General features: G+C 57.9%; 10 protein-coding genes. 6 read left to right on the forward strand and 4 right to left on the reverse strand.

Annotated elements, in window-relative coordinates; all coding sequences use genetic code 11:
- Positions 1-80: 80 nt before the first annotated feature.
- The 3 genes from AC1Z24_RS13980 to AC1Z24_RS13990 all read right to left on the reverse strand — a co-directional run bounded on the left by AC1Z24_RS13980 (position 81) and on the right by AC1Z24_RS13990 (position 3,271).
- Positions 81-1,385 carry a CitMHS family transporter gene (locus AC1Z24_RS13980; RefSeq protein ID WP_483746140.1) on the reverse strand — a complete coding sequence of 435 codons (1,305 nt, stop codon included), beginning with the start codon at positions 1,383-1,385 and terminating at the stop codon, positions 81-83.
- Positions 1,386-1,487: 102 nt separating this feature from the next.
- Positions 1,488-2,216 carry an ABC transporter substrate-binding protein gene (locus AC1Z24_RS13985; protein WP_483746141.1) on the reverse strand — a complete coding sequence of 243 codons (729 nt, stop codon included), beginning with the start codon at positions 2,214-2,216 and terminating at the stop codon, positions 1,488-1,490.
- Positions 2,217-2,218: 2 nt separating this feature from the next.
- A complete protein-coding gene (locus AC1Z24_RS13990; protein WP_483746142.1) occupies positions 2,219-3,271 on the reverse strand; it encodes an Ldh family oxidoreductase in 1,053 nt (350 codons plus the stop codon).
- A gap of 189 nt (positions 3,272-3,460) precedes the next feature.
- Here AC1Z24_RS13990 and AC1Z24_RS13995 point away from each other — a divergent pair, with 189 nt between their 5' ends.
- Positions 3,461-4,405 (forward strand): LysR family transcriptional regulator, encoded by a 945-nt coding sequence (locus tag AC1Z24_RS13995; RefSeq protein WP_483746143.1) that lies wholly within the window; start codon positions 3,461-3,463, stop codon positions 4,403-4,405.
- A gap of 120 nt (positions 4,406-4,525) precedes the next feature.
- Positions 4,526-5,176: a TetR/AcrR family transcriptional regulator gene (locus AC1Z24_RS14000; protein WP_483746144.1), complete on the forward strand. Its 651-nt coding sequence runs from the start codon at positions 4,526-4,528 to the stop codon at positions 5,174-5,176.
- 60 nt (positions 5,177-5,236) lie between these two features.
- Here AC1Z24_RS14000 and AC1Z24_RS14005 read toward each other — a convergent pair whose 3' ends face one another.
- Complete coding sequence (locus AC1Z24_RS14005) at positions 5,237-8,014, reverse strand: beta-glucosidase (RefSeq protein WP_483746145.1); 2,778 nt, start codon at positions 8,012-8,014, stop codon at positions 5,237-5,239.
- A gap of 469 nt (positions 8,015-8,483) precedes the next feature.
- On the opposite strand from AC1Z24_RS14005, the gene AC1Z24_RS14010 reads away from it, so the two are divergent.
- From AC1Z24_RS14010 to gspG, 4 genes are all read left to right on the forward strand, one after another.
- Positions 8,484-8,717, forward strand: coding sequence for a hypothetical protein (locus AC1Z24_RS14010; protein ID WP_483746146.1), 234 nt, complete (start codon positions 8,484-8,486; stop codon positions 8,715-8,717).
- A gap of 78 nt (positions 8,718-8,795) precedes the next feature.
- Positions 8,796-10,514 (forward strand): type II secretion system ATPase GspE, encoded by a 1,719-nt coding sequence (gene gspE / locus AC1Z24_RS14015; RefSeq protein WP_483746147.1) that lies wholly within the window; start codon positions 8,796-8,798, stop codon positions 10,512-10,514.
- 2 nt (positions 10,515-10,516) lie between these two features.
- Entirely contained in the window at positions 10,517-11,719 is a 1,203-nt protein-coding gene (gene gspF / locus AC1Z24_RS14020) for a type II secretion system inner membrane protein GspF (protein ID WP_483746625.1), read from the forward strand.
- An 18-nt stretch (positions 11,720-11,737) separates the two neighbouring features.
- The gene (gspG, locus tag AC1Z24_RS14025) at positions 11,738-12,166 is read left to right on the forward strand and encodes a type II secretion system major pseudopilin GspG (RefSeq protein ID WP_483746148.1); all 429 of its coding nucleotides are present in this window, start codon (positions 11,738-11,740) and stop codon (positions 12,164-12,166) included.
- Position 12,167 lies beyond the last annotated feature (1 nt).

Consider the following 12,167-nt stretch of genomic DNA (forward strand, 5'->3'; position numbering starts at 1 on the left):
TTGCAGTGCCCATCCAGCAATGTCCAATCCTGACCGGAAGTTGCCGATCGCTTGACGTCACCCTTGGATTCTGGTGGTACTCAAGTGAAAAGTGTAATGGCCCCGGTCAACAATGATACTCCGGTGATCAGGAGTGAAAGCAACACTGCCCATTTGACCGTGGTTTTCTGAAAGTCCCCAAGGTCCCGGTCAATCATGCCTACTAAAAGCAAAGTAGAAGCCACCAGCGGACTGATCTGATGCACTGGTTGGCCGAGAACTGACGCCCGGGCAATTTCCATTGGGCTTATGCCGTAAGCTGCCGCCGCATTTGCCAGGATGGGCACTACGCCAAAATAGTACGCGTCATTTGACAGCAAAAAAGTCAGCGGCATGCTCGTGATTGCAACGACCAGCGGGAAAAAATGGCCCCAGGATGGAGGGATCGTGTTCACGAGCAATTGTGCAATGGCATCGACCATCCTGGTGCCGGAAAAAATGCCCGCAAACACCCCTGCTGCAAACACCAGGAGAACCACCACCATGGCGTTGCCTGCATGAGCGAGCATCCGTTCTTTCTGCAGGTTCAGGCGCGGATAGTTCATCACCAAGGCGATGACGAATCCAAGCAGGAAGCTGATCACTGAGTGCAGCGCACCCGTTACCAGGCACACCATTACAGTCAACACCAGAATCAGGTTCGCAATGACCATCTTTGGTTTCTTGTTTTCACCGTGGCCGATGATGGATTCGATGTAGCAGTCCTCACCTCCGCTGGACAGGCTCACCACCCCAATGCGGTTTCGCTCCCGCCGGCCCAGCACAAACGCGGTATACAGCACCCCAAGCGCACCGACAGCCATGGTCGGCAGTAAAGGGATGAAATACTCCGCTGCATCCAGGCCCAAGACTGCAATCACTCGCGTCGCCGGACCACCCCAGGGGGTCATGCCGCCCATCACGCTTAACGACAGGACACAAATGCTTGCCAGAATCATCGGGTTCATACCGATGCGTTTATAGAGAGGGAGCATGGCCGCGCAGGTAATCATATAGGTCGTGGTGCCGTCGCCATCCAGAGCAGTGGTCAATGAAAGAAGCGCCGAACCTATAGCGATTTTTACCGGGTCACCGTTCACCTTTTTCAGGATCATTTTGATCATCGGGTCGAACAGTCCTGCGTCGAACAATACGCCGAAGAACAGGATCGCGAACAGCAGCAAGGCGGCCGATGGCGCGACCATCTTGATGCCGTCGAGCATCATTTTGTCGGTGGTCAGCGCAAAGCCCGCGATGATCGAAAAAACCACAGGGACCACGATCAATGCAACGATGGGCGAAAGCCGCTTCGCCATGATCAGGTAAGTAAATACCACGACCATTGATAAGCCGAGAAATGCCAACATGTCAGTTACTCTTGTTTTTATAAGTTGTGTCGCTGACCTGCAGCCGTCGCGCTGGAGGCCGCGTTGCCGCAGGGAGTCGAGGATCAGGTAGAGCGCGGGCTTTCAACTGGCGACGGTGGCGCCGACAATGCCGTGACGTTTCAGCGCGTCTGCGACAAAACCGCTGGCCTTGGCCCGCTCGACGAATTGGCGCAGCTGTTCGGCTGCGTCCTTGCCGTAGGTATGAGGCACGCCCATCGCCTGGCGGATTTCCATGAAGCGTCCGGGCAAGATTCGCAGACCAGCAAACCGGCCTGCGTCGAACTCAAGTTGCTGTCTAACGCCCGCGGCGACCTCGGCGGACTGCGCCACGAATGTGTCGACGACAGTTGGCGAAGTAGGGGAACGAATGATCGTGGCTACCTTCAGTTCACGTGTCAGGTACAAGTCGTAGGCGCTGCCTTTACCAACCACGACGCGCACTCCAGCCTGATCAACGTCATCGTTTTCTTGTAACGGCGAGTTGTTTTGCACCAGGTAGCAGCCTTCGATCAACACGTAAGGTTCGGTAAAGGCGAGCTGTTCCCCTCGAACGGGATCAATGGCGAAGAACCCGAAATCGGCCTGACCGTGCGACACCGCCGCGACCGACTCCCCGGCGCTTTTGAATACCCGCAACTCCAGTGGCACGCCGAGCTCAGCCGCGAAAGCGAGGGCCAGATCCACAGAAACACCTACCGCCGTGCCTGCCTCATCCAGACGGGCAAGGATTGGATTTCCCACATTGATGGATGCCCGTAGTGTGCCGGTGGGCGCGAAGCAGGCAGCCAATTCTGCGTTCAATACCGTCATGTCTATTCCCCTTGCGCCGTCCGTCCGGCGTATTGATCGAGCAGGTGTCGGGTGACGGAATCGACAGGTACGCCTTCGTGCAAATAACGGCGCATCTTCTTCAGCTCTATTTCGCCAGGCACGATGACGGGCGACCCACTGTCCACGGCAGGGCTTTGATGCAGAATGGATGCAAAGTCAGTCATCCGGTCTTTCAGCCACTCAGTGGAACCCAGCCGGGTGGTATCGATGAAGATGAAGAAGTGCCCGAGATTCTGCGGCTCATCCGGCGCGTCGACCCACGATTTCACATGAGTGAGGTAGGCTGCATCGGACAGCAGTCCGGCCAGCAGATCGACGACCAGTGCCAGGCCATAACCCTTGTGACCACCAATGGGCAGAAGGAAGCCGTCCAGGGCTGCGCGAGGGTCGGTGGTAGGTTTGCCGTTGACGTCTGTCGCCCAACTATCCGGGATACTTTCCCCACCCTTGAGCGCGTTACGAATCTTCGCGCGAGCCACCACACTCATCGCCATGTCCAGCATGAAGTGGCTGCCATCGGGGTTGGGCACGCCAAAGCCCAAGGGGCTGTTTCCCAATCGGGCATCGCTGCCGCCGCAGGGCGCGATTGTTGTTGTAGCGTTGCTGCCAATGATGCTGGCAAAACCCTGTTCAGCCGCGATATAGGAATACGGCGAAATCGGCCCAAAGTGGTTGCTGCCCCGAGCCAATACCAGGCTGATACCAAACTGCCTGGCCATTTCTATACCGGCTTCCAGTGCAGCCATGCCCACCAGCGGGCCAACCGCGTTGCGCCCATTGATGCGTGCAATGGCGGGGGCGATGGTCTCCATCGTCGGTTCAGCTGTGGCGTCAATGCCTCCCGATTCAAGCCGCTCGCCGTAGGATTCGATGCGGCTCAAGCCGTGAGTGGTCAGGCCGAACAGATCCGCCAGCACCAGCACGTTGGCAACTTTTTCGGCAGCAGAGTGTGTCAGACCAAGCCCTTGAAATGCCCGACGCCCAAGTTGCCGGAGCTCATCAAATGCGGCGTGAAGTTCTTTTTTATTGTTCATTTAAATACGCTCGTTTCCATTCGACAGGCAGGCGCATACCGGCGCAATAACCTGGCTCGATGATTAAATTTTGTGACAGTGGGGCGTGACACATTCGAAGTGGCTCCGATGTGCCTGTGAGTTGACAGAGTGGCAAGTGACGATTAAAAAGTAAATTGCAAATAAAAGTGTGATTTATGAGTAAAACGCATGAATTTTGATTTGGCTGATTTGCGTGGTTTTCTTGCTGTTGCCGATCTCGGCGGGTTCAGCGCGGCCGCCAAGGCGCTTCACTTATCACAGTCGGCCCTTTCCCGGCGGGTCGACAAGTTGGAGCAGGCGTTGGGAGTGCCGCTCTTCGAGCGCACGACCCGTCGTGTGGAGCTTTCAACGATCGGCCGGGGATTCGTACCCAAGGCACGGAACGTCCTGAACGAGCTTGAACATGCATTGATTGGCTTCCACGACCTTTCATATCGTCTGTCTGGTGAAGTGACCATTGCCTGTGTGCCCTCGGCCGTGGCGTACTTTCTGCCCGACGTGATCCGGCAATATCACGCCAAGTACCCCGGCATTCGCATTCGAGTTAACGATGAGTCGTCGTCCGCCATTCTGACTGTCGTGGCCAGAGGTGAAGCCGACTTTGGCTTGACCTACATTGGTACTCAGGATTCGGAAATAGTGTTCCAGCCGTTGTTGGAGGAAGCGTTCGTCGTGGCGCTCAAGGTTGGTCATCCTCTGGCGAAGCGCAAATCACTGACATGGGACGATCTGTCGAACACTGACTACATCAGCCTGGCCCAGGGGAGTGGCAATCGATTCCTTATTGATCAGGCCCTTGCTGACCGCGACGTTCGGCCACGATCATTCTGTGAAGTGAAACACGTGCCTGCATTGGTAAGCCTCGTCGAGGCAGGACTGGGAATCGGCGTCGTGCCGAAGCTGGCAATGCCAGCGAATGGTCACGCCACGCTCGTCACACGCCCGCTCAAAGATCCTTCGATCAGTCGGACATTGGGGCTCATATCAAGGCGGGGAAGGACATTATCGCCGGTAGCGCAGCTTTTATTCGATCTGCTGATGGAGGGTGCACATCGTGTCGATAATGGCAGCACACCTGCTACAACCTCTGCGACTGCCCGGCTTCGAAAATAATGGTGCTGTCTGCGTCAGGTGTAATGCTGCGGGTGAGCGGTGAATCAAACCAAAAGTCATCCGTTTGCTACACCTTGCAGTTGCCGGTACGCTACGCAGCCGTCGATCAAGGAGCATGAGATGACGCAGTCAATCCCGATAAATAAACTCAGGGAGGAGCCTGGCGCGATAAAGCACCGACGCGCGCCCAAAGGCGAAAAGCGTCGCGAGGAGTTACTCGACGCGGCCCTGCAGGTATTTTCCATCGAAGGTTATACAGGTGCATCGATGGCGCAGATAGCCGGGATTGTCGGTATTTCCGTTCCTGGCGTGCTGCATCATTTTCCAAACAAGATTTCATTATTGATGGCGGTTCTTCAACGCCGCGATGAGGTGAGCCAGAGGATTGCCGACGAAGTGCGCAGCGACAATACGCTCAAGGGGTTTTTGGGAAGTTTGCGCGCGATCAACAGGTCCAATGCCTCGGCCCCTGGAGTGGTCCGCGCGTTTACAATTCTGAATGCCGAAAGCCTGCTGGAAAATCAGCCGGCGTGGCAGTGGTTTCAGACGCGCTATCAGACCATTCACGGCCGCATGATGGAGCAGCTTCAAGCATTGGTCGAGACCGGGGAAGTTGCTCCAGAGATCAATCTTTCAGGGTTGATCGAAGAGATCCTGGCGATGATGGATGGTTTGCAGATTCAATGGCTGCGGTTTCCCGAGCGGTTTGATCTGGTGCAACGTTTCGATGATTACATCGCACGTGTTGAGGCGGCTATCCGCTTGAGGTGAGGTTGAGTGCGGGCGGGGGTGGCTCATCCCTGAGCCGTTCCTTCAGGCTAACTCAACAGGTCAATTGCCAGTGGCATTCGACGTGTCGGAGGTGGTGTCGACATCGCTGTCATCAGTTTCGTTTTGATGCATGACACCACCGGTCTTGACCGCTGGCAGGGTGACCAGCGTTGAGTTCAGCGCAGAGCGCGGCAGTGGGTTGCTGGTGCTGGTGGACAGTTCCTGGCGGAATGTATTGACCAGTTTGGCGTTCAGACGAATGTCCTGCGAGGACGATCCCAGGGCAATATTGAAAGTATCGGCGTCGACCACCCATTGATTGCTCTTGGGGTCGAAGTAAGCCAGCGAGCGGTCGTTCAGCTCGATGGTCACACGCTTGCTTTCACCTGGTTTGAGGAACACTTTCTTGTAGCCTTTGAGCTCCTTGAGTGCTCGCTCGACTTTCGGGTTCTGCTGACCGACGTACAGCTCGGCCACCTCGGAACCGCCGACCTTGCCGGTGTTGGTCAGGTCGAACGAGACCTTGATCGGTGCACCGGCCACTGCAACGCCCGGCGTTACGCTGATGTTGCTGTAGCCGAACGTGGTGTAGGACAGGCCGTAGCCAAACGGGTAGAGCGGCTTGATGCCTTTCTTTTCATAACCGCGATAACCCAGCATCAGGTCATTTTTGTAGCTCATCTCCTTGAGTTTTTCTTCATTATCGAAGTTCTTGAAGGTCGAATAGATCGGGTTGTCTTCGATGTTGCGTTCAATACTGATCGGCAGCTTGCCCGACGGATTGACTTTGCCGAACAGGATTTCAGCCAGCGCCTGGCCACCGTTCTGGCCGGGGTAGAAGGCATGCAGCGCAGCGGGAACCTGATCGATCCAGTCGCTCATCTTCAGGCCTGTGCCGCCGTGCATGGTGACGATGGTGTGCGGATTGATCTTGGCGATGCTGTTGATCAGGTCGTTCTGGAACTCCGGCAGATCGAAGCTGTGGTCAAAGCCTTCGCCTTCGTACTCGCTGCTGTTGCCGACCGCAACCACCACCGCGTCGTACTTGGACAGGTCCTGCGGCGCAGCCAGTGATGCCCAGCTCATTTGCACGCCAACCAGGCCACCCATGGTGGAGAGGTAGCCGTCCCGGCGCGAGTATTCCAGCTTGATGTCGTAGGACTTGCCAGCTTCAAGCTTGAGCTTGGCGAAGACTGGAATGGTCGGCGGAATGCTGTTGTCAGGCAGGTGTTCGCCGTCACCGTTGTCGATGATTTTCTTGCCGTCGACGTACAGGCGCACCGCACCATCAGCGCGGACCTTGAACACTTGCTCACCGCTTACGGTTGGCGTGACTTTACCGCTCCAGCGGATCGAGGTGGCCGCGGTGTCGCCACTGACCTTACCGCCACTGCTGCCTGGGCGAGACGATGCCGTGGAGTCGCTAGACAGGTTGGCGCCGTTCGACCAATCCAGGTTCACCGTGCTGTCGGTGCGTGTGATTTCTGGGTCGCCCGACCAGTTGGTGTTGTTGAAGTACTCGGCCTTAAGGCCCTTGACGTCATTGCCCTTGAGGTCGCTGCTGGTCCAGACGCTGGTGGTCGGATCGAGGGACAGGCCGTCGATGAACTCGACCTTGGCATTCGGCGCGATCTGCTTGAGGCCGCTCAGTTCGCTGATGTAATGGCTGGCCATGACATTGGCGCTGCCGAAGCCGGTGGGAGGCGCGTATTTGGCCAGATCACCGACCACTGCGATGGACTTGACCTTGCTCTTGTCCAGCGGCAACAGGCTGTCCTGGTTTTTCAACAAGACGATGCCTTCACGTGCGGTGTTCAGGGCGACTTTGTTGCTGGTGGCGCTGTTCATGTTGTGTACACTGGACGGCGTCTTGCTGTCGAACTTGTACAGGTAGATCTGCTTGAGAATGCGCCGGACCTTGTCATCGATGGTCGCTGCGCTCAATTCACCGCTGTCCAGGTAAGGCTTGAGCACGGAGCTGTTCATCTGGTAACCCATCATGTCCAGGTCCGTGCCGGCCTGCGCCGCATTCAGGCCATGAACCACGGCGTTGTAGTCACTCTGCACGAAGCCTTTGTAGCCCCAGTCTTTTTTCAGAATGTCGCGAATCAGGTGCGTACTTTCACAAGCGAAATCGCCGTTTACCTTCTGGAACGAGCACATCATCATCGCGGTCTTGCCGTTCTTGGACGCAGACTCGAAGGCGGGCAGGGTCATCTCGCGCAGGACGCGCTCGTCGATGGTCTCATTCAGGTTGAAACGGTTGCTTTCCTGATCGTTGGCTGCGAAGTGCTTGACGTTGGCCCACACGCCGCGGGACTGAATGCCGTTGACCACTGCCGGGACAAGACTGGCACCTAGGAATGGGTCTTCACCGGACAGGTATTCGAACGCCCGGCCGCCGTAAGGCATGCGATACAGGTTGACGCCCGGTCCGGTGATGAACTGATAGCCGCCGGTAGCGGTGTCATAACCCAGGGCGCGACCCAGGTCGATGGCACGTCGCGGGTTCCAGGTGGCCGCCAGGTTAGGCCCGGACGGATAAACCACACCCTGGTCATTGCCTTCGCTGGTATAGCGCACGCCAACGCCGCCATCCGCACCATGAATCTGTGGGATGCCTTGCGAGGCCAGAGGCTTGACGTCCCAGCCACCGGTACCGCCGATGTAGTTCAGTTTTTCTTCCTGGGTCATCTTCGCCAAGGTGTTTTCAGCGGCCTTGTCGGCGCGCGCTTCCCGGGCGGCCTGTTGCTCGGCGTCGGCGGCATGAACCTGTGATACCGCCAATGCCAGCAGGGCGAAAGCCGATTGAGCACCGATCATCGTTCGTTTGCGCATGTAAAGCTCCAACACATGTACTGAGTCAAGTAGTCGCAGGGCGACTGTTAGGTTTTCTAACTTTCTCCAGGCAATAAAGTGCCTTTGTCGTAACTTTCTGTTTTGATTTGAAAGACGACAGTTGCTGTGTTTGATTGATTTTATTTTGTAATAATTGTGTTGTAGACAGTTCTTGCTTGATATTTAAATGCCATCATGTGATGGCGCTTTGAATCGCAAAAACGGCTAAATTAAGGCGTTTCTTGTAACGGAAAGTCAAATAAAAGCTCGATTTTCAGCTTTTTGACATCTTTTTTTACAAAAATCTGAACCTTTACTAAACCGTTTAGTCGATAGGTTTAAGAGATTCAGGGTGATCTTTCCGGCTTGGTAGGTGGCACTTCGCCCGGATTTCTTAGTTGGTGATCTTCCTCCGATTTTCCGGGGGGAGGTGCGACGAATATTATTCAGCTTTGAGTGGAGAAAGTTTATGAAACTGCCCTTGATTGGTGCGGGTGTTGTTCTTGGTCTGGCACTTTGTGGCAGCGCAATGGCGGCTGAAGCTACGGATGCCGACGCCACCTCCGGCGCAGCGGACTCCACGCTGATGACTCAGACGCAAGACGCCAAGGCCGCGACAAGGCAGAAGGCGCAGGTGACCAAGGGTGGGCGTCCGCTGAACAGTACGTCCAGCAGCACCTCGTCGAAGAAGTCCTCGAACTGACGGTTTGACCTCTCGACCGGCTCCCTCCCCAAGCGGGAGCCGTCTGCTCCTTCGATCTACGCAGAATTGTTGTCCTCTATGTCTTCACCCCCGCTTGATGCCCGCCAATTGCAGATTCCCGATGCCGTGCAGCTTTGCGCCTGGCTGCTGGAGCATGCCGGGCTCAAACCGGCGGATCTGGACCGCGCCCGCCGCCTGCTCGCCGAGTCCGAAGGCAACGAATTGCTGGCGCTGCTGACCCGGTTGGGGCTGGTCTCGGAGTTCGAGATGGCCCGTGCCTGGTCGGCGTTGCTTGGGGCGCCGCTGCTGGTGGCCGAGAGCGCGCCTGCCATGATTGACCCGTTGCCGCCCCTGACCGAGCGTTTCATGCGCCACTTTCAAGTGGTGCCACTGGAGTGGTGTGACGGTGGGCTGCATGTGCTGGCCGCCAGTCCCGGCGAGCCGTTTGCCTTCGAGGCGATAGCCTATGGCTGCGAGGTACCGGTATGGCTTTCGGTCGGGCCACGCAATGAGGTGGAAACCCTGATCGAGCGCTATTACGGCCAGGGTCGTTCAGCCATGGGTACGCTGATCGAAAACCTCGACGAGGAGGGCGGTTCGCTGGAAGACATCGAACACCTCAAGGACCTGGCGTCCGAAGCGCCGGTCATTCGCCTGGTCAACCTGATCCTGCAACGCGCGGTCGAGCAGCGCGCGTCGGATATCCACATCGAACCCTTTGAAAGCCAGCTCAAGGTGCGTTATCGCATTGACGGCGTGCTGCACGAAGCCGAAGCGCCGCCGTCCAGCTCATCGGCTGCGGTGATTTCCCGGGTGAAAATCATGGCCCGGCTGGACATCGCCGAGCGCCGCTTGCCTCAGGACGGGCGCATCATGCTGCGTATCCAGGGCAAGGAACTCGACCTGCGGGTGTCCACGGTGCCGACCAGTTTTGGCGAGTCGGTGGTGATGCGTCTGTTGGATCGCCAGACCATCAATTTCGACTTCCCGAGCCTGGGTTTCGACGGCGAGCGTCTGGAGGCCTTTCTCGATGTGCTCGAACGTCCCCACGGCATTCTGTTGGTAACCGGCCCGACCGGCTCCGGCAAGACCACCACGCTATACACCGCGCTGTCACGGCTCAATACAGCTCAGCGCAAGATCATCACCGTTGAAGACCCGGTGGAGTACCAGCTCGAAGGGATCAACCAGATTCAGGTCAAGCCCGCTATCGGCCTCGATTTCGCCGGGGCGTTGCGCTCTATCGTGCGCCAGGACCCGGACGTGATCATGATCGGCGAGATGCGTGACCTGGAAACGTGCCGCATCGCCATTCAGTCCTCTCTCACCGGCCACCTGGTGCTGTCAACCCTGCACACCAACAGTGCTGCGGCCAGTATCACGCGGCTGCTCGACATGGGTGTCGAAAGCTACCTGATTGCCTCCACGGTCAACGGCATTCTCGCCCAGCGTCTGGTGCGTCGCCTCGATCCCGAGACTCGCGAAGCCTTCGAGGCACCGCAGGAGTTGATCGACGAGCACGAACTGCACCGCTTTACCGACGAGCGTCCCATCCGCCTGTATCGTCCCCGCGCCGATGCGCCGGGGGGCGGTTATCGAGGGCGTAGCGCGATCACTGAGTTACTGATCATGAACGAAGAGCTGCGGGGCCTGCTGATGCGCCACGCTGACGCCTCGACCCTTGAACAGGCTGCTCGCCGAGCGGGTTTGCGCACCCTTCACGAGGAAGGTTTGCGCCAGGCCGTGGCCGGTATCACTTCGCTTGAAGAAGTGCTGCGCGTGACGAGGGGCGAATGAGTATGACGCCTTATAAATACCGCGCCCTCGACGGCCAGGGGGTTGAGCAGCACGGCATGCTGGAAGCCCATGACAAGGATGCCGCCATTGCCCTCCTGCATAAGCGCGGCCTGATGCTGCTGCATCTGGAAGCGTCGACCCTGGGCGGGTTGCGTCAGGCTCTGGGGCGCGGCACCTTGAACGGCGCCGCGCTGATGAGTTTCACCCAGCAACTGGCGACGTTGTTGGGCGCCGGACAGCCGTTGGAGCGCTCGCTGAGTATCTTGCTGAAACAGCCCGGCCAGCCGCAGACCCGCGCCCTGATCGAGCGTATCCGCGAACAGGTCAAGGCTGGCAAGCCGCTGTCAGTGGCTTTGGAAGAAGAGGGTCGGCAGTTCTCGCCGCTGTATATCAGCATGGTGCGCGCCGGTGAAGCAGGCGGCGCACTGGAAAATACCCTGCGTCAGTTGAGCGATTACCTGGAACGCAGCCAGTTATTGCGCGGCGAAGTCATCAATGCGCTGATCTATCCGGCCTTTCTAGTGGTGGGCGTGCTGGGTTCGCTGGCGCTGCTGCTGGCTTATGTGGTGCCGCAGTTCGTGCCGATCTTTCGCGATCTGGGCGTCCCGATCCCGTTCATTACCAAAGCCATTCTCTGGCTCGGTCAGTTCCTCGGCGAATACGGGCTGATGGTGCTGGCAGGCTTGATTGCGTTGATCTGGGGCACAGCCCTGCGTCTGCGTGACCCGCAACGACGTTTGCGTCGCGACCGCCGTTTATTGAAAACCCGGGTAATCGGCCCGCTGTTGCAGCGTATCGAAGCAGCGCGCCTGGCCCGCACCTTGGGCACCTTGCTGAACAACGGCGTCGCGCTATTACAGGCATTAGTGATCGCCCGGCAGGTCTGCACCAATCGGGCGTTGCAACAGCAAGTGGAACAGGCCGGCGAGTCGGTCAAGGGCGGCGGCACGCTGGCCAGTGCCTTTGGCGAACAACCGCTGTTGCCGGACCTGGCGCTGCAAATGATCGAAGTCGGCGAACAGGCCGGTGAACTCGACAGCATGCTGCTGAAAGTGGCCGACGTATTCGACGTCGAAGCCAAGCGCGGCATTGACCGCATGCTCGCGGCGCTGGTGCCGACGCTGACCGTGGTCATGGCTGCACTGGTGGCGGTCATCATGCTCGCCATCATGCTGCCGCTGATGAGCCTGACCAGCAATATCTGAACCTTGAGGACTGCACGAATGAGCCGTACCCGATTCACTGCTACACCCCGTCGCCAGCGTGGCTTTACGCTGCTGGAAATGCTCGCCGTGATTGTCCTGCTGGGTATCGTCGCGACCATCGTCGTACGCCAGGTCGGTGGCAACGTCGACAAGGGCAAGTATGGTGCAGGCAAGGCGCAACTGGCGAGCCTGAGCATGAAAATCGAGAGTTACGGCCTGGACATGGGGGCGCCGCCTAAGAGCTTGCAGCAACTGATCGAGAAACCGGCCAATGCCGCTGGCTGGGCCGGTCCGTACGCCAAACCGTCGGACATCAAGGATCCGTTCGGTCACGCCTTCGGTTATCGCTTCCCCGGTCAGCATGGCGCGTTCGACCTGATCTTTTACGGCCAGGACGGTCAGCCGGGCGGTGAGGGTTACAACGCCGACCTGGGCAACTGGGAATAAT

The organism is Pseudomonas sp. JL23 (genome assembly GCF_056933585.1).

Coding starts and splice junctions, on each gene's coding strand:
- AC1Z24_RS13995 (WP_483746143.1), top strand. CDS start 3,461: ATGAATTTTGATTTGGCTGATTTGCGTGGTTTTCTTGCTGTTGCCGAT.
- gspF (WP_483746625.1), top strand. CDS start 10,517: ATGACGCCTTATAAATACCGCGCCCTCGACGGCCAGGGGGTTGAGCAG.
- gspG (WP_483746148.1), top strand. CDS start 11,738: ATGAGCCGTACCCGATTCACTGCTACACCCCGTCGCCAGCGTGGCTTT.
- AC1Z24_RS13980 (WP_483746140.1), bottom strand. CDS start 1,385: ATGTTGGCATTTCTCGGCTTATCAATGGTCGTGGTATTTACTTACCTG.
- AC1Z24_RS14005 (WP_483746145.1), bottom strand. CDS start 8,014: ATGCGCAAACGAACGATGATCGGTGCTCAATCGGCTTTCGCCCTGCTG.
- gspE (WP_483746147.1), top strand. CDS start 8,796: ATGTCTTCACCCCCGCTTGATGCCCGCCAATTGCAGATTCCCGATGCC.
- AC1Z24_RS14010 (WP_483746146.1), top strand. CDS start 8,484: ATGAAACTGCCCTTGATTGGTGCGGGTGTTGTTCTTGGTCTGGCACTT.
- AC1Z24_RS13985 (WP_483746141.1), bottom strand. CDS start 2,216: ATGACGGTATTGAACGCAGAATTGGCTGCCTGCTTCGCGCCCACCGGC.
- AC1Z24_RS14000 (WP_483746144.1), top strand. CDS start 4,526: ATGACGCAGTCAATCCCGATAAATAAACTCAGGGAGGAGCCTGGCGCG.
- AC1Z24_RS13990 (WP_483746142.1), bottom strand. CDS start 3,271: ATGAACAATAAAAAAGAACTTCACGCCGCATTTGATGAGCTCCGGCAA.